Raw genomic sequence first — 17525 nt, 5'->3', positions numbered from 1 at the left:
ACCTCGCACCGAAACCTTTTTGCAAGCTTCAGGCGCAGAAACCCTCGATCAATGCGGCCACCTGCTCCGGCTGATCGTGATGCACCATGTGTCCGGCTTCGTCGATGATCTTTTCGCGCCAGTTCGGAAACGCCTGGAAACGCGCCTTGAATTCGTCGAGTGGAGTCTCGCCGGCGATCTGGGCAAGCGTGGGCGAATTCGCCGCCTCCACGTGCAGCACCTTGGCGGCGACCTTGCGCCACACCGCCATCACTTCGTCGAGGCGGTACAGCGTCGGTCCGCGCAGTTTGTGCGCCGGATCGGCGAGCAGCATGAAGCGCCCTTCTCCGTCCGGCTTGGACCAATGCTGCGCGAGGAACTGCGCGCGCGGCAAGGCGAGGCGCGGATTGGTCTTGATCAGGCGCCCCGCGACCTCGTCCAGCGACGCGTAGCGCTTCAGTTGCGGCGGATCGCGCAATTCGTCGAGCCAGTTGCGCAGACGTTTGGGCGCCTGCGCCGAGTGCGAAGGCGCCAGACCGAAGCCCTCCAGATCGACCACGCGCCGCACCCGCTCCGGCCGCACGCCGGCATACAGGCAGGCGATGTTCGCGCCCATGCTGTGGCCGACCAGATTGACTTCGCCGGTCGGTGCATAGTGGTCGAGCAGCGCGTCGAGATCGGCCAGGTAGTCCTGAATCCAGTAGTTGCCGCCGCCGCGCTCGGCGACCGGCCAGTCCGACAGGCCGAAGCCGCGCATATCGGGCGCGATCACCTGCCAGTCGCCGCCCAACGCGTCGACGACGAACTGGAACGATGCCGCCACGTCCATCCAGCCGTGCAGCATGAACAGCATCGGCGCATCGGGGTTGCCCCAGCGCCGCACGTGCAGACGGATGCCGCGCACGGCGACGAATTCAGACCTGGAGGTATTCATGAACGGCGCGCCCGAAAAAAGAATGATCGTTCGATTATAACGAGATAGCCCGACGATGCGTGGGGGCTGATTGTGGAAAAAGGCTTCAGTCGCGCGCGGCCGGCGGGACGGAGTGCTCGGCGTCGAGGCCCGCCAGAGCGACCAGCGCGGCCAGCTCCGTCTCATCGAAACCGGCGTCGCGGCGTGCCTCGAAATTGAACGGACCGCGTAATTTCGGTGCGTGATGCTGCTCGGCGAGGCGCGTGTAGGTGGTATGCGGATCGACACCGCTCTCGTCGCACAAATGACGAAACCAGCGGTTGCCGATCAGCACGTGGCCGATTTCGTCGCGCAGGATCACGTCGAGAATCGCCGCCGACGCGTGATCGCCCGCCTGCTGCAGACGGGCGCGGATGGGCGGCGAGGCATCGAGGCCGCGCGCCTCGAGGGTGCGCGGCACCAGCGCCATGCGCGCCAGCACGTCGGCACGGGTGCGCTCGCACATATCCCAGAGGCCGTCGTGGGCGGGAAAATCACCGTAGGCATGGCCGAATTCCGCCAGCCGCGCGACCAGCAGCGAGAAGTGATGAGCCTCTTCCGCGGCAACCTTGAGCCAGTCGACATAGAACGCGGCGGGCATGCCGGCAAAGCGCCAGACAGCGTCGAGCGCGAGGTTGATGGCATTGAATTCGATATGCGCCAGCGCGTGCAGCAGGACGGCTCGTCCTTCGGGCGATTGCATGCTGCGGCGCTTCAGCTTGCGTGGGTCGACCAGTTCCGGGCGCGTGGGACGACCCGGCAAGTCTGGCGGCTCGGTGAGTTCGAGGTCGGCGGGACAGGCGAGGCGGCCATCGAGCACTGCGGCGTATAGCGCACGGGCCGCGTCCGCCTTGGTTGCCGGATCGATTTCGTGCAATGTCGCCAGTGCAGCCGTACGCGCGCAATTCGCACGATTCGAAGTATTTTCAGGATTCGATACTGGCGCAGCGGGAGAAAGAGACGGAATAGCGGAATTCATGGCGACAGGTTGGCAAAGAGCACGGCAAAAGGCGCGGCGAAAGGCAAAACCGGGCGGCACGGCGTTCGCCAAAGCTGGGCGCAGGACCGCTCGCAGCACCGCCAAGCGGCCTAAGCACACAACCGTTTACAATACTCGATTCGACCATCTCGCGTGCCTGTTGCGCAGGTCCGGCAGGGCAACCCGCTCCATCGGGACCTTTCGGGCATTCTCGAGCGTTTTGCAGCCCCGCTTTGCAGCCCCGAGGCAGCCCGTTCGTAGCCCGTTCGCCCCGAGCCAACCCGTGCAGCACCCGGCGACCGATCAAGAGGAGACACCGTGACAATTTACAAGCTTGGCGAAGCAGCCCCGACCATCCATGAAAGCGTGTTCGTCGCGGATTCGGCGAACATTATCGGCAAGGTAACGCTTGAAGAAAATTCGAGCGTCTGGTTCGGCGCGACAATTCGCGGCGACAACGAACCGATTACCCTTGGCGCGGGCAGCAACGTCCAGGAAAACGCGGTGCTTCATACCGATCCGGGCTTCCCGCTGACAATCGAGCCGAATGTAACGATCGGCCACCAGGTCATGTTGCACGGCTGCACGATCAAGGAAGGCTCGCTGATCGGAATTCAGGCGGTGGTCTTGAATGGTGCGGTAATCGGCCGCAACTGTCTGGTTGGAGCGGGCGCCATCGTCACGGAAGGCAAGGTGTTTCCCGACAATTCGCTGATTCTCGGCGCGCCCGCCAAGGTGGTGCGCGAACTGACCGAGACGGATATCGCCAATATGCAGCGCGGCACGGCAAGCTATGCCGAGCGCCGCGAATATTTCAAGGCGCAGCTCGTGCGCATCGGCTAACCAGCCGGAGCGCGCGGCGCGCACGGCGCAGCATCAGGCTGCGTCATTCGACCGAGGAAAAGTTGTGAGCGACCAGTTGCAAAAATTCATGTTCAGCGCGGCGCCGGTGCGCGGCGAGATCGTTTCGCTGCGCAATACGTGGCAGGAAGTGCTGACGCGCCGGGACTATCCGGCGCCCGTGCGGACGATTCTGGGCGAGATGATGGCTGCGTGCGCGCTGCTTTCGGCGAACCTCAAGTTTGACGGCACGCTCGTCATGCAGATTTTCGGCGACGGACCGGCGAAGATGCTGGTGGTGCAATGCAGCTCCGACCTGTCGATGCGCGCCACTGCCAAGCTCTCCGGCGAAGCGGGCAGTACGATCGACGACACCACCTCCATGATCGATCTCGTCAACGCAAGCGGCCACGGCCGCTGCGTGATCACGCTCGACCCGCGCGAGAAGCAGCCCGGCCAGCAGCCGTATCAAAGTATCGTGCCGCTGTCGGGCGTGGACGGCCCGCTCAAGTCGATGTCCGAAGTGCTCGAACACTACATGCATCACTCGGAGCAGCTCGACACGCGCCTGTGGCTCGCGGCGAACACCGAACGCGCGGTCGGCATGCTGTTGCAGAAGCTGCCCGGCGACGGCGGCATCGTCCCCCATCCGGGCGATCTGGATGCGGATACGTGGGAGCGCGTCTGCACGCTCGGCGGCACGATGTCGCAAGACGAGCTGCTGAAGGAAGAGCCCGCTACGATATTCCGCCGTCTGTTCTGGCAGGAAAATGTGCAGCATTTCGAGCCGGCCACGACGCGTTTCGAGTGCAGTTGTTCGCGTGAAAAAGTCGGCGCCATGCTGAAGATGCTGGGCCGCGAGGAAGTAGACAGCGTGATCGAAGAGCGCGGCCATGTCGAGATTCATTGCGAGTTCTGCAACCAGCGGTACGAATTCGACCCGGTCGACGTGGCGCAACTTTTTGTCGCCGATGCGCTCTCACAAGGTGTGACGCCGGCCGCCAGTCAGCGGCACTGAATCGGCCCGGCGCGGCTCATTACGCCTCTGATTACCGCAGTAAAATGACACGCCGCCAGGTGCCTTTTCGGGGCACGGGCGGCGCGTTATCGTTGAGCGTTGCGTTGGATCGTCGGCGGTGCGCGTTGCGCATGTTTTGCTTCGGCATCCGACCGATGGAGATCAAAATGAACATCAATACATCGCTAAAGCATTGCATGCGCTCATTCGCCGTGCTGGCAGCCATCGCCGGCGGCGCCGCGCTGACGGGCTGCGTGATGGACCCGCCGGGCCCGTCGCCGATTTATAGCCGGTTGCCGGCCGACCAGTCGGGCATGGCCAGCACCGCCCAGCCGCTCACGCCCGAAGAACGTGAGCGCTATGATGCGATCGATCGTCAGGTGATGGCCGAGCAGAATCAGGCGATTGCCGCCGACAACGCGGCTCAGGCGTATGCGCGTTATTACTCGCCGCCCGTCAACGTGTACGGCGGCTATTACGGCGGCGGTTGGGGGCACGGCTGGGGTACGGGCGTCGGATTGGGTTATTCGCCGTACTGGGGCTGGTAAGCCGAAGCGGATACTATCGGACAGGCGCACCGCAAGCGATACGGCCTGACGCCACGCTCAGTGCGTGGCCTTCTTGTCTTTGACCGCTGCCTTACCGGCATGCTTTCGATCCGGTTTCGCGCGCGACTCCGGGTTCGGCACCACATGCAGCGGCGCCGCCGACACCTCACCACGCGTAGAGGTGGTAACCGAAGGTGTATTCGTATTCGGCAACGGCGCGTTCGGCGAGACGAACTGCACGAATACCTCGCCGTCTTTCACCATGCCCATTTCGTAACGCGCCCGCTCTTCCACCGCGGCCGTGCCGTTCTGCAGATCCTGCACTTCACCCTGAATGCGCTCGTTGCGCAGCTTCGAATCGGCGTTCTTCTGCAGTTGCTGCGCCAGTTGCTGCTGCAACTCATGCACGCGCAACCAGCCGCCGTGCCCCCACCAGAGCGGGTACTGGATCAGCGCCAGTAGAACGATCAGGACAGCAGTGACAAGCCGCATGAAGTAAGCACAATAAATACACGCCGCCCTGCGCTATACGCAGGGCGGCGGGGTCAATCAGAAACGAAGGATAACCGGCTCATTGGTCGGCGCTAGCAGCAGGACCATTAGCGCAGATTGTAGAACGCCGACTTGCCCGGATAGCTAGCGATATCGCCGAGGTCTTCCTCGATGCGCAGCAACTGGTTGTATTTCGAGATACGATCCGAGCGCGACAGCGAACCCGTCTTGATCTGACCGGCGTTCAGGCCGACTGCGATGTCCGCGATCGTCGAATCTTCGGTTTCGCCCGAGCGGTGCGAGATCACAGCCGTGTAGCCGGCGCGCTTCGCCATTTCGATCGCCGCGAAGGTTTCCGTCAGCGTACCGATCTGGTTGATCTTGATCAGGATCGAGTTGGCGATGCCCTTCTCAATGCCTTCCTTGAGGATGCGCGTGTTGGTGACGAACAGATCGTCGCCCACCAGTTGCACCTTCTTGCCGAGCTTGTCGGTCAGTGTCTTCCAGCCGGCCCAGTCGCTTTCGTGCATGCCGTCTTCGATCGAGACGATCGGGAACTTGTCGGCCAGATTCGCCAGGTAGTCGGCGAATTCCGTGGACGACAGTTGCAGGCCTTCGCCCGCCAACTGGTACTTGCCGTCGTGATAGAACTCGCTGGCCGCGCAGTCGAGCGCGAGCAGCACGTCTTCACCCGCGCGGTAGCCGGCCTTTTCAATGGCTTGCAGGATGGTCGACAGGCATTCTTCGTTGCTGCCGAAGTTCGGCGCGAAGCCGCCTTCGTCGCCCACCGCCGTGCTCATGCCGCGGTCCGACAGGATCTTCTTCAGCGCGTGGAACACTTCGGCGCCGCAGCGCAGTGCTTCGCGGAAGGTCGGCTGGCTGACCGGCACGATCATGAATTCCTGGATGTCCAGGCTGTTGTTCGCGTGCGCGCCACCGTTGACGATGTTCATCATCGGCACCGGCAGTTGCATGGCGCCCGAACCACCGAAGTAGCGATACAGCGGCAGGCCGGCTTCTTCAGCGGCAGCCTTCGCGACGGCCATCGAAACAGCCAGCAGCGCGTTCGCACCGAGGCGCGACTTGTTGTCGGTGCCGTCGAGTTCCAGCAGGGTCTTGTCGAGGAAAGCCTGCTCGGAAGCGTCGAGGCCCATGATCGCTTCGGAGATTTCGGTGTTGATGTGCTCGACGGCCTTCAGCACGCCCTTGCCGCCGTAACGGCCGGCTTCGCCGTCGCGCAGCTCGATCGCTTCGCGCGAACCCGTCGACGCGCCCGACGGCACCGCAGCGCGGCCCATCGTGCCCGATTCGAGCAGCACGTCGCATTCGACGGTGGGGTTGCCTCGCGAATCGAGAATCTCTCGACCGATGATATCTACGATAGCACTCATGGTTTCCTCAAGAAATGACGTTGAATTCTTTACTGTGAAACTGCACCGGACACCGCCGGTCTCCCCGGCAAACTACTTGCGCCCTGATGCTTTCGACGACCATTACGTGCATTCGCCGCGCACCGATTATGCAAACCAATCGTGACACGCGGTGAATGCCTGAATCAGTTGAAATCGCTTTCGAGGAACGGCGCGCGCTTGACCGCCCGATCGAGCGTCACAAGCGTTTCGAGCAGCTCGGCCATGCGATGCAACGGTACCGCGTTCGGGCCGTCCGACCTGGCTTCCGAAGGCTTCGGATGGGTTTCCATAAAGAGACCCGACACGCCAACGGCTACCGCGGCACGCGCCAGCACCGGCACGAATTCGCGCTGGCCGCCCGAGCTCGTGCCCTGCCCGCCCGGCAACTGCACCGAGTGGGTAGCGTCGAACACGACCGGCGCCTTGGTTTCGCGCATGATCGCAAGCGATCGCATGTCCGAAACCAGATTGTTATAACCGAACGACACGCCGCGCTCGCACGCCATGAAGCGGTCTTCCGAAAGGCCCGCTTCACGCGCCGCATCGCGCGCCTTGTCGATCACATTCGTCATGTCGTGCGGTGCGAGAAACTGGCCTTTCTTGATGTTGACCGGTTTGCCCGAACGCGCACAAGCCTGAATGAAATCAGTTTGACGGCACAGGAAAGCAGGCGTTTGCAGAACGTCAACCACGGACGCAACCTGCTCGATCTCATGCTCCGCGTGCACATCGGTCAGCACCGGCAGACCAAGCTGACGCTTCACTTCCGACAGAATGCGCAAACCTTCGTCCATGCCCAGACCGCGAAACGACTTGCCGCTGCTGCGGTTGGCTTTGTCGTATGACGATTTGTAGATGAACGGAATGTTCAGTTTCGCGCAGATTTCTTTCAGCTGACCTGCCGTATCGATCGTCATCTGCTCCGATTCGACAACACAGGTGCCTGCGATCAGGAAAAACGGCTTGTCGAGCCCGATTTCGAAATCGCCCAGCTTCATGCTTTCTCCCCGACTTCCGCCGTCGTGCGCGGCTGCTGGTGCGCAAGCGCCGCTTCGACAAACGACTTGAACAACGGATGGCCGTCGCGCGGCGTGGACGTGAATTCCGGGTGGAACTGCACGCCGACGAACCACGGGTGCATGCTGCGCGGCAATTCCATCATTTCCGGCAGATCTTCACTCGGAGTACGGGCGCTGATGATAAGGCCACCGGCTTCGAGTTGGGGCACGAAGCGGTTATTGACTTCATAACGGTGACGATGGCGTTCGTTCACATCCTTGCCATAGATCTCTTCGGCCATCGTGCCGGGCTTGATCGGGCAACGTTGTGAACCCAGACGCATCGTGCCGCCCAGATCCGATTCTTCGGTACGCTTCTCGACCCGGCCTTCACGGTCGTACCACTCGGTGATCAGCGCAACCACGCGGTTCTCGGTTTCCTGATCGAACTCGGTGCTGTTCGCGCCTTTCAGGCCGACCACGTCGCGGGCGAATTCGATCACGGCCAGCTGCATGCCGAGGCAGATGCCGAGATACGGCACCTTCGCTTCGCGTGCATAGCGGATCGCGGCAATCTTGCCTTCAGTGCCGCGACGGCCGAAGCCACCCGGCACGAGCACGGCATCCAGATGCTTGAGGCTCTCGACGCCTTGCGTCTCGATCTCTTCCGAATCGATGTACTCGATGTTGACCTTGGTCGACGTATGCATCGACGCATGGCGCAGCGCTTCGATCAGCGACTTGTACGACTCGGTCAGATCGACATACTTGCCGACCATGCCGATCGTGACTTCGTGCTTCGGATGCTCGAGTTTTTCGACGAGATTCGCCCACATCGACAGATCGGCGGGCTTCGGCGTGAGCTTGAGCTCTTCGCAGATGATCGCGTCAAGACCCTGGTCGTGCAGCATCTGCGGAATCTTGTAGATGCTGTCGGCGTCCCACACGGAAATCACCGCGTCTTCCGGCACGTTCGAGAACATCGAGATCTTCGCGCGCTCGTCGTCCGGAATGCGGCGGTCGGCGCGACATAGCAGCACGTGCGGCGAGATACCGATTTCACGCAGTTTCTGCACGCTGTGCTGGGTAGGCTTGGTTTTCAGCTCGCCCGCGGTCGCGACCCAGGGCACCAGCGTGAGGTGCACGAAGCACGCGCTGTTGCGGCCCATGCGCAGACTCATCTGACGCGCGGCCTCGAGGAACGGCAGTGATTCGATATCGCCTACGGTGCCGCCCACTTCGACGATGGCGACGTCCGGCTCACCACACGTCGCGGAAGCCGCGCCGCGTTCGATGAACGCCTGGATTTCGTTGGTGATGTGCGGAATGACCTGCACCGTCTTGCCGAGATAATCGCCACGGCGTTCCTTGCGGATCACCGATTCGTAAATCTGGCCTGTGGTGAAGTTATTGGCCTTGCGCATCTTCGTGCTGATGAAGCGCTCATAGTGGCCAAGGTCGAGGTCAGTCTCCGCTCCGTCTTCCGTCACGAACACTTCGCCGTGTTGAAACGGACTCATCGTGCCGGGGTCGACATTGATGTAGGGATCGAGCTTGAGGAGGGTGACTTTAAGACCGCGCGATTCGAGGATCGCGGCGAGGGAAGCGGCGGCAATACCCTTGCCGAGGGAAGATACTACGCCGCCGGTGACGAAAACATATTTGGTCATCGCTGGATGCTCGCGGGAAAAACGGATTATACCGTAAAGCAGGGTCTCAACCCAGCGAATTCCTGGCGACATCTGCACGAAAGTATGCTGCGGCGATAGCAATCGCCGTTAGCCGATCATGCACCGTTTTCGCGGCGCCGGTGAAGCGCATTAGCGGACCGCGCCGCCTCACGTCTGCCGCCACGCCTCTTATGGACAGACCGCCACGCCGGTGAACGCGGACGCCGCCTCGCGCGGCGTCCGTCACGGCCTTAAGTCCGCCGCTCCAGTTCGCGCAGCATCCGCTGCACCGCACGCGCGGTTTCGAGCGGTCTTTCCATCGGATACAGATGGCTGCCTTCGATCCATTCCACATGACCGCCGGTTGCGCGGCGGGTGGCGTCCAGCCCCGCCTGGCGCACTTCCTTTGACCGCGTACCGGCGATGAACCCCACCGGCACGGGCGCGCCACGCGCGAGGCGGGGCCCAAGCGTATGCGGCAAGGTCTTGTAGATCTGATATTCGGTGCGCCGGTCGAATGCAAGCGAGCGGCCGCCGTCCGGCGAGCTCTGCGGGATGCCGAAGTCGATGTAGTCCGACAGCATGCGCTCGTCCCAACGCGCGAACGCCGGTTTCGAATGAAAGTGCCGCCACGCCTCGTCACGGCTTGCCCACTGCGTACGGCGCGCGCGGGTGGCGGCCGCGGGCGACAGGCGTTCGTCAAGCCCGGTCCATTGCGACACCCGCAGCATGCTGCTGCGCCAACCGGCGATCACGGGCGAATCGAGCATGATCACCCCCCTCACCCACTGCGGCTTTTTCAGCGCCGCCATCAGCGACAGATAGCCGCCCAGCGAATGGCCGACCAGCCACACCGGCTGCTCATAAGACCGGCCCACGTCGTCGAGCAACTGTTCGACCAGATGCGGCCAGTCCTGCGTGACCGGATAACGCGCGTCGTGACCGATGCGCTCGATGGAGCGCAGTTCGTAGTCGTCGGCGAGCTCGGCGAAGATCGTTCGGTAGGTTGACGCCGGGAACCCGTTCGCATGCGAGAAGTGGATGATGTTTTTCAACTGCGGCACTCTCCGTTCTGTTTTGGCGCGAGGGCCCCACGCCTGACTCTTCGTTCAGACTCCGGCCCGGCGGCGCATTTGTTCTCTCTGTACGGCCGGCAATCCATCAGCGATCCATCCAGTAGCGGTGCTGAGTGTCGCGATAGCGCTCGAGCGTCAGGGTGGCGGCGCTCCGGCCCGGATCGACTCGCGGGGCGACTGCGGAATCAAGTCCCTCGCTGGCCTCGGCTCCGGTGCCTGGTTCGATAGCCGGGTCGATGTCGGAGTTGATGTTCGGATTGACGTCAACCCGCACCGCGCCGTCCGCATCGCTGCGTGCAAGCTCGATATGCCGTGCCTTGTAACGCTCGAACACACCTGCATTCGGATGATGAAACCGGTTGCGATAGCCTACCTGAAATAGCGCGATGAGCGGGTCGATAGAGTCGAGGAACGGCTCGGTCGACGAGGTCTTGCTTCCATGATGCGGCACGACCAGCACCTGGGCGCGCAACGCGTCGCGATCGCGTGCGAGCAGCATGCGTTCGACCGGCGCTTCGATATCAGCCGCCAGCACGGCGGCCATGCGCGGCGCCACCGTTTGAACATTAGCGGCCGGCGGGCTCGCCGCCGTCGACAGGCTCGTGCGAGCCGGCATCGTACTCACCCGCAACACGCAGCAATGGGCATTCGGCTTGCCTTGCAGCGGTCCGGCATCCGGCCACAGTATCGCGAACTCCACGCCGTCCCATTGCCAATGCTGGCCAGCCGCACAGGGCAGCGTAGCCGCGCCGCGCTGCCGCGCGTTCGACCACAACGGATTCGCGGGCGCCAATGCCGCCATCATTTGACGTACCTCGATCGCCTCCAGTACAGCGGGCGCGCCGCCCGAGTGGTCGGAATCGGCGTGGCTGACAAGCAGCGTATCGAGCGCTTTGACGCCGTGCGCCTGCAAAAACGGCACGACTACCCGTTCACCCGCATGCGTCGATTCCGGTCCGGGTCCGGTGTCGAATAACAGTGTGTGATGCGCGGTTTCGACCAGCACGGAGGTGCCTTGACCAATATCCAGCGCCGTCAGGCGAAAGCTGCCGTGCGGCGGCCCGGATGGCGCCGGCATCAGCAGCGGCAGCCACGTGATCGGCGCGGCCCAGCGCAGCGGCCAGCCACGCGGCGCCAGACACCAGCAAACGCCAACCGCCGCCGCGGTGAGCGTCCACGGGTCCGGCTGGGGCAGCCGCCAGAGCGTCCACGCCGGACCGGACAGCGTTTGCAGGCCTGTCGCCAGCAGGTCGAGCAAGATGTGCGCGGCGCGAAAAGCGTAGGCGTCGAACGGCGTGGGCAACGCGACACCTGCCAATACGGCCGGCGTCACCAGCAGACTCACCCACGGAATCGCGAAGGCATTCGCGAGCGGGCCGATCAACGGAATCTGGGCAAACCAATAGACGGTGAGCGGTGCAAGCGCGACGGTCACCGCGAACTGCACATGCGCGGCACCGCGCAACCGTTCGCCGAAAGCCCGAGCGCGGCGGCATACGACAGACCACAGGCGCGCGAACCTTGCCGGCGTCACGCTGCCTTCACCCTCTTCGTCGCGGCGCTGCTCGTGGTCCTGCACCCGCGGCCGTCCCGACATCGCAAACAGAATCGCCGCCACCGCGCAGAACGACAGCCAGAATCCTGCCGCCACCACGGCCCACGGATCGATCAGCAGCACGAGGCCCAACGCCCACGCCAGCACCACCGATCGCGCGAGGTTGCGCCCGCTGATAAACGCCAGCGCCACCACCCCCGCCATCCACAGCGCGCGCTGGGCCGGCACGTTGAAACCCGCCAACGCTGCATGCAGCCCGGCGAACAACGCGCCGCCCGTCACCGCGACGACCTGCGCGGGCAGCAGCAGCGGCCAGTTGCGGCCGACGAATCCCGAGCGCCGCCACACCACCCCGGCGAGCCACGCCGCGAGGCCGGCGGCAAAGCCGATGTGCAAACCCGAGATCGCCACCAGATGGCTGGTGCCCGTGCCGCGCATCAACAGCCAGTCGGCCGCGCTGACCTCGTCCTGCGCGCCGATGGCGAGCGCCACCACAATCCCACGATGCGGCGCGTCGGCGAGCACGGTGTCAATACGCGCACGCAGCGCGGCGCGCCAGCAATCGACCGTCACGCTTATGCCACGCGCAATGCCAGGCAGGCGCACAGCTTGAGCCGGCGCGCTCACATAGCCGGTGGCGCGTACATTGCGCGCCAGCAAACTGGCTTCCGCATCGCGCACGCCGAAGTTCGCATTGCCATGCGGGCGTTTGAGCCGCACGGTCAGACGCCAGCGCGTGCCCGGTTCGAGCGGCGGCGCAGGCGCATCTGCGGCAATCCACGAGAGTTGAATCACGCGCGGAAAAGCGGCGATCGGTGCATCCGCCGACTCGACTTCAAAAAGGAAGCGCGCACCCTTGTCGTCGCGTGACGGCAGTCCCTTGATACTACCGACAACGTCGATATCGCGCCCTTCCCAGGCGCTCGGCAAGCTCACCGCGAGCCGGACTTCCGCACGCCAGGCGGCATAGCCGAAACCCACACAAAGGGCCGCGATCCACAGCGCGCCCCAGCCGGCGCAAGAACGCGCGCGCGTGCCGGACAAGGCACGACCAATGGATGATTTTGCGGCAGCCGAACGCGCCTCAGCGGCTACTGAAACACGCCAGCGCAAGCCCCACACCGCGACAAGAATCGCAACACACCCGAGCGACACCAGCACTGACCGCCCAAGCCAATCCGGCAACGCCGCCTGCCGCTGCAGCCCGATCACCCCCAACGCAAACCCGCACCACCATGCCCGCATCCGACCTCCGCGCCCTCGGTTCAGCCTTCGCCGGACGACACGACGCTCAGCGAGCAGACGTCAGCAGACCCGCCGGGCATGTGTTCCGCCCAACGCGAACCACTCAGACCATCGCGTTCAATTATGCAGAGGAAAGTGCCAGCCGCGGCAGCGCGGCGAGCGCGTTAGCCGTTGTGCCTAGGGCGGCTTCGTCGGCGCTCATGCCGCGCAGTTGCGCGAGGCCCGCGCCGATAGCAGGAATCTGATCCGGCGAGTTGCGCTGCCTGTAGATCCAGGATGGGGCGATGTCCGGCGCGTCGGTCTCGACGACCAGCGCCTCGAACGGCAACTGCTCCGCCAGGCGCCGGATTTGCCGTGCCCGCTCGAAGGTCAGATTGCCGCCAAAACCGAGATGCATGCCCTGGTCGATATATACCTCGGCCTGCTGAAAACTACCGTTGAAGGCGTGCGCGATGCCGCGATGAATCTGATGCCGCCGCAGCCCTTTGATCACCTGATCCTGCGATTTGCGCACGTGGCAAATCACCGGCAGATCGAATTCGCGCGCCAGTTGAAGTTGACCGTTGTAGAAGAACTGCTGGCGCGCATCGTCGAGACCCTCGACGAAATAGTCGAGGCCGATTTCGCCTATGCCGACAAACCGTGGATCGTCGAGACTCGCCTCGATTTCCATGCGCAGCAGTTCGAGATCGCTCTCGTGCGCCCCCGGCGTGAAGAGCGGATGAATGCCGAGCGCATACGCGCCGCCGTCGATACGGTGCGCGAGTTCACGTACCGTCGTGAAGTTCTCGCGGCCGATCGCCGGAATCACGATACGCCCGACACCGGCCTGACGCGCCGCATCGGCGACCGCCTCGCGGTCGGCGTTGAATTCGGAAGCGTCGAGATGGCAGTGCGTATCGATCCACATGGCGCGCCTCCTCGTTAGCGGCAGAGCCTCGCTCGCGTTGTGCGCGGCGCTTAAACCGGCACAGGCGGCTCTTCGTGCAAGACGCCGTCGCGCAGCCGCATGATCCGGTCGCAACGTCCGGCCAGCTCGGGATCGTGCGTGACGATCACGAAGCTGGTGTCGAGCGTTTGCGAGAGTTCGAGCATCAGGTTGAACACGGTGTCGGCCGTGCCGCCGTCCAGATTGCCCGTGGGTTCGTCGGCGAGCACACAAGCGGGCTTGGTCACCAGCGCCCGGGCAATGGCCACGCGCTGACGCTCGCCGCCCGACAGCTCACCCGGACGATGCTTCGCGCGATGCCCCATGCCGACCCGCTCCAGCACCGCAAGCGCCTCGCGCCGCGCGGCCTCGGTGGTCATGCGGCGAATCCGCAGCGGCATCGCGACATTGTCGAGCGCGGTGAATTCCGGCAACAGATGGTGAAACTGGTACACGAAACCGAGTGCGCGATTGCGCAGGTCGTTACGTTCGCGCTCGGAGAGTTTCGTAAACGGCTTGCCCATCACCGAGACATGACCCGCGCTCGGATCGTCGAGTCCGCCGAGCACATGCAGCAGCGTGCTCTTGCCGGAACCCGACGCGCCGACGATCGCCAGCTTTTCACCGCGCCGCACGCTCAATTGCGCGTTGTTGAGCACCTGGACATTGAGGCCGCCCTGCACGAACGACTTCGAAATGCCGGTTGCTTCCAGCACATAGGGATGCAACGCGTTGTCGTCAGAAACCATGGATACGCTAGTGGAACGGTCATTCATAGCGCAGCGCCTCCGCAGGACGGACTTTCGCACCACGCCAGCTCGGATAAAGGGTCGCCAGCGCCGACATCAGGAACGCAATGATGCCGATCCGCGCCACGTCGGCGGGAATCAGTTCGGACGGCAGTTCGCTGATGAAATACACCGACGGCGGCAGGAACTGCACACCGAGCAGATGCTCGATCATCGGCACGAGCCACGGAATGCTCCACGCAATCAGGCAGCCGAGCGCCACGCCGGTCGCCGTACCGATAAAGCCGATCGTCACGCCCTGCACCACGAAAATCTTCATGATCGAGCCGGGCTGCGCGCCGAGCGTGCGCAGAATCGCGATGTCAGCCTGTTTGTTAGTCACCGTCATTACCAGCGACGACACCAGATTGAACGCCGCCACCGCGATGATCAGCGTGAGGATGATGAACATCATGCGTTTTTCGATCTGCACCGCCGAGAACCAGGTCTTGTTCTGCTGGGTCCAGTCGCGGATGTACAAATCGCCCGACAAGGTGCGCGCCAACTGATGCGCGACCTCCGGCGCCCGCTGCATGTCGGTCAGGCGCAGCCGCACGCCGGTCGGCGCGGATAGCCGGAACAGCGCCTCGGCGTCCTTGATGTTGATCAGCGCGAGCGTGCTGTCGTATTCGTAATGGCCCGACTCGAAGATGCCCACCACCGTGAACTGTTTCAGCCGCGGCAGCATGCCGGCGGGCGTGATGGTGCCTTCGGGCGCAACCAGCGTGATCTTGTCGTTGACCGTCACGCCGAGATTGGTGGCCAGGTCCGCGCCCAGCACGATACCGAAGTCGCCCGGCACGAGGTCGGTCAGCTTGCCGCCCTTCATTTCCTTGCCGATATCGGACACTTCAGGTTCCAGCGACGGTTCGACGCCGCGCAGCGCCACGCCGCTCACGGCGTCCTGGCGCGTGAGCAGCGCCTGCGCGTCGACGTACGGCGCCGCACCGATCACTTCCTTGTTCTGGCGCGCTTCCTGGGCGGTCAGTTGCCAGTTGGGCATCGAACCGGTCGGCGAAAAGATCTCGACATGCGCCAGCACCGACAGCATCCGGTCGCGCACCTCTTTCTGGAAACCGTTCATCACGGACAACACGACGATCAGCGCCGCGACACCGAGCGCGATGCCCGACATCGACACGAGTGCGATGAAGGAAATGAAGCCGTTACCGGTCGTGCGTTTGCCGGCGCGGGTGTAGCGCCAGCCAATCTGCCATTCGTAGGGAAATTTCAAGCGAATCCTTTTCTGCGTTCTTCGTCTGCTTCCGGCCTTTTGCTGCACACGACGGCGCCAACCTGCCGCCGTCGCGCCTGTCATGCGGCCTGAGCGTCGTGATCTATTGGTGTCGCGGCAACCCGGATGGTTCCGGTAAAACGTTCCGGTGCCGTCCGGCGCGCCCCTCGCAAACCCCCGCGCCACCGAAGCCGGCGCCCCGTCGCTGCTGCTACTGCCGTCAATCAAGCGCGAAGTTTGCCATACAATGCCGCGCATTCGCGCAATGGCCCTGTGCGCGGGGCGCGTGGCCCCGCCCCTAACGCAGGTTGTAGCGGCTCCTCAGACCATTGATGATCCCGGCCGCCTGGCTGGCCGCCATATCGCGCAGTTCCGCGTCCTTGCGGTCCCGATGCAGGTGGGTGATATCCCAGTTGCAGCCGTCCTCGTCGTCGACGGTCTCGTGGAGGCCGGTCGGAATCCAGCCGGCCGTGGCCGGATTGGCGTCGAGCGCTTTCACGACCAGTTCCAGCAATTCCTGCTCGGTTTTCAGTTCACGCGACATGTCGGTCTCCCGCGTCATGCGCGCGGTGCCGCCGCGCTCGGCTGCTGCCATCGGCGGGACTCGGGCGCGTTGCCCGAATCCGCCGATATGGTCTGAATACTCGCACTCTTTGCCCTACAATGCGCAGCATCATGCACGCCAACCGCCTTCATCTTCTCCTGCCCTTCGCGCTGCCCGCCGCAGCGGACGCCTCCACCGCCCTGCACGACATCCGCAGTCCGGCCCTCGACCGGTTGATCGCGCGCGCGACGCTGGTCGAACGGGTGATCGGCGAAGATTTTCAGCGCACGCTGCCGCATGAGCGCTGGGTGGCGCGCCAGTTCGGCGCACTGCCGGGCGGCGCGGCGGCCGCCGATGAAGCACCGCTTGCGCCGTACATGCTGCGTGCCGACGGCGGCGAGCCGGGCAGCGCCACGTGGGCCTGCGTGCAACCGGTGCACGTGCGCATCGCGCATGACCATCTGGTGCTGATCGATCCGGCCTCGCTCGACCTGTCCGACGACGAAGCCAGCGTCCTGCTGGCGGTCGCCCGGCCCTTGATCGAAGAACTCGGCGTGCGGATCGAAGCGCCCAGGCCCGCGCGCTGGTACTTGTCGGGAGACGGTTTCGGCACGCTGGCGGGGGCGTCGCCGTTGCGTGCGAGCGGCCGCAACATCGAAATCTGGCTGCCGCACGAAGCGCATTCCGGCGACCGCTCGCGCGCCTGGATGAAATTGCAGAACGAAGTGCAGATGGCGTGGTTCGAGCATCCGGTCAACGAAGCGCGCGAGGCGCGTGGCCTGCCGGCCGTCAACTCGATCTGGTTTCACGCCCAGGGAACGGCGCAGGCAGTGACGAGCCCGTTCGCGCGGGTATTGTCCGACGCCGCAGCCACGCGTGGTCTCGCCATGACCGCAGGCGTCGAGACCGGCGCACCGCCGGCGTCCTTCGCCGCACTGACAGCGCGTAGCGCTGCGGGCGGCGCTTCAGGCAACGCCTCGAGCGGCACGAATGCCCATGACAACGGCACCACGCTGGTCGAACTCGATCCGTTCTCCGCGCCCTACATCGAGCAGGACTGGGCACGCTGGAACGACGCCTTCGCCGCGTTGCAAACCGACTGGTTCGAACCGGCGCTGGCCGCGCTGCAAGCGGGCCGGCTCGATGAACTCGGCCTGACGCTATGCGGCGACACCGGCTCGGTGACGCTCACGGTGACGCGCGGCGACCTGCGCAAATTCTGGCGGCGGCGCGTGTTCGCCTCGCTGTTTATCGAATGACACACCGA

Annotated in this window: 16 protein-coding genes; 4 read left to right on the top strand and 12 right to left on the bottom strand. The window is 64.0% G+C overall.

All coding sequences use genetic code 11. From position 1 onward, the window contains the following. Window positions 1-28: 28 nt before the first annotated feature. Together GH665_RS07265 and GH665_RS07260 are read right to left on the bottom strand one after the other, a co-directional pair. The gene (locus tag GH665_RS07265; protein ID WP_153135290.1) at window positions 29-913 is read right to left on the bottom strand and encodes an alpha/beta fold hydrolase; all 885 of its coding nucleotides are present in this window, start codon (window positions 911-913) and stop codon (window positions 29-31) included. Window positions 914-998: 85 nt separating this feature from the next. Next, on the bottom strand, window positions 999-1910 hold the full coding sequence (locus GH665_RS07260; protein ID WP_153135289.1) for a ferritin-like domain-containing protein: 912 nt from the start codon (window positions 1908-1910) through the stop codon (window positions 999-1001). Window positions 1911-2228: 318 nt separating this feature from the next. On the opposite strand from GH665_RS07260, the gene GH665_RS07255 reads away from it, so the two are divergent. The 3 genes from GH665_RS07255 to GH665_RS07245 all read left to right on the top strand — a co-directional run bounded on the left by GH665_RS07255 (window position 2229) and on the right by GH665_RS07245 (window position 4316). Continuing rightward, window positions 2229-2753: a gamma carbonic anhydrase family protein gene (locus GH665_RS07255; RefSeq protein ID WP_120343654.1), complete on the top strand. Its 525-nt coding sequence runs from the start codon at window positions 2229-2231 to the stop codon at window positions 2751-2753. Between the two features lie 64 nt (window positions 2754-2817). Next, window positions 2818-3768: an Hsp33 family molecular chaperone HslO gene (hslO, locus tag GH665_RS07250; RefSeq protein WP_153135288.1), complete on the top strand. Its 951-nt coding sequence runs from the start codon at window positions 2818-2820 to the stop codon at window positions 3766-3768. Between the two features lie 167 nt (window positions 3769-3935). Then, window positions 3936-4316 carry a hypothetical protein gene (locus GH665_RS07245; protein ID WP_153135287.1) on the top strand — a complete coding sequence of 127 codons (381 nt, stop codon included), beginning with the start codon at window positions 3936-3938 and terminating at the stop codon, window positions 4314-4316. A gap of 57 nt (window positions 4317-4373) precedes the next feature. On the opposite strand, the gene ftsB is transcribed toward GH665_RS07245, so the two are convergent. From ftsB to GH665_RS07195, 10 genes are all read right to left on the bottom strand, one after another. Beyond that, entirely contained in the window at window positions 4374-4808 is a 435-nt protein-coding gene (gene ftsB / locus GH665_RS07240; RefSeq protein WP_153135286.1) for a cell division protein FtsB, read from the bottom strand. 107 nt (window positions 4809-4915) lie between these two features. Next, window positions 4916-6199, bottom strand: coding sequence for a phosphopyruvate hydratase (eno, locus tag GH665_RS07235; RefSeq protein ID WP_153135285.1), 1284 nt, complete (start codon window positions 6197-6199; stop codon window positions 4916-4918). A gap of 164 nt (window positions 6200-6363) precedes the next feature. Then, window positions 6364-7218: a 3-deoxy-8-phosphooctulonate synthase gene (gene kdsA, locus GH665_RS07230; protein ID WP_153135284.1), complete on the bottom strand. Its 855-nt coding sequence runs from the start codon at window positions 7216-7218 to the stop codon at window positions 6364-6366. Beyond that, window positions 7215-8888, bottom strand: a complete 1674-nt coding sequence (gene pyrG / locus GH665_RS07225) for a CTP synthase (protein WP_153135283.1) — start codon at window positions 8886-8888, stop codon at window positions 7215-7217. The genes kdsA and pyrG overlap by 4 nt, the downstream gene beginning before the upstream one ends. 251 nt (window positions 8889-9139) lie before the next feature. Continuing rightward, complete coding sequence (locus tag GH665_RS07220; protein ID WP_153135282.1) at window positions 9140-9943, bottom strand: alpha/beta fold hydrolase; 804 nt, start codon at window positions 9941-9943, stop codon at window positions 9140-9142. 106 nt (window positions 9944-10049) lie between these two features. Beyond that, window positions 10050-12764 carry a DNA internalization-related competence protein ComEC/Rec2 gene (locus GH665_RS07215; protein WP_153135281.1) on the bottom strand — a complete coding sequence of 905 codons (2715 nt, stop codon included), beginning with the start codon at window positions 12762-12764 and terminating at the stop codon, window positions 10050-10052. A 121-nt stretch (window positions 12765-12885) separates the two neighbouring features. Beyond that, window positions 12886-13674, bottom strand: coding sequence for a TatD family hydrolase (locus tag GH665_RS07210; RefSeq protein ID WP_153135280.1), 789 nt, complete (start codon window positions 13672-13674; stop codon window positions 12886-12888). 50 nt (window positions 13675-13724) lie between these two features. After that, window positions 13725-14468, bottom strand: a complete 744-nt coding sequence (lolD, locus tag GH665_RS07205; protein WP_030101777.1) for a lipoprotein-releasing ABC transporter ATP-binding protein LolD — start codon at window positions 14466-14468, stop codon at window positions 13725-13727. Then, complete coding sequence (locus GH665_RS07200; protein WP_153135279.1) at window positions 14461-15714, bottom strand: lipoprotein-releasing ABC transporter permease subunit; 1254 nt, start codon at window positions 15712-15714, stop codon at window positions 14461-14463. Before GH665_RS07200 ends, lolD begins: the two co-directional genes overlap by 8 nt. Window positions 15715-16012: 298 nt before the next feature. Next, window positions 16013-16309 (bottom strand): hypothetical protein, encoded by a 297-nt coding sequence (locus GH665_RS07195; protein ID WP_153135278.1) that lies wholly within the window; start codon window positions 16307-16309, stop codon window positions 16013-16015. Window positions 16310-16377: 68 nt separating this feature from the next. On the opposite strand from GH665_RS07195, the gene GH665_RS07190 reads away from it, so the two are divergent. Continuing rightward, window positions 16378-17517, top strand: coding sequence for a regulator (locus GH665_RS07190; RefSeq protein ID WP_153135277.1), 1140 nt, complete (start codon window positions 16378-16380; stop codon window positions 17515-17517). The last annotated feature ends 8 nt before the right edge of the window (window positions 17518-17525 follow it).

This window comes from Paraburkholderia agricolaris, assembly GCF_009455635.1.
GTDB classification, from domain to species: domain Bacteria; phylum Pseudomonadota; class Gammaproteobacteria; order Burkholderiales; family Burkholderiaceae; genus Paraburkholderia; species Paraburkholderia agricolaris.
This window is presented reverse-complemented; position numbering and strand designations above follow the sequence as displayed.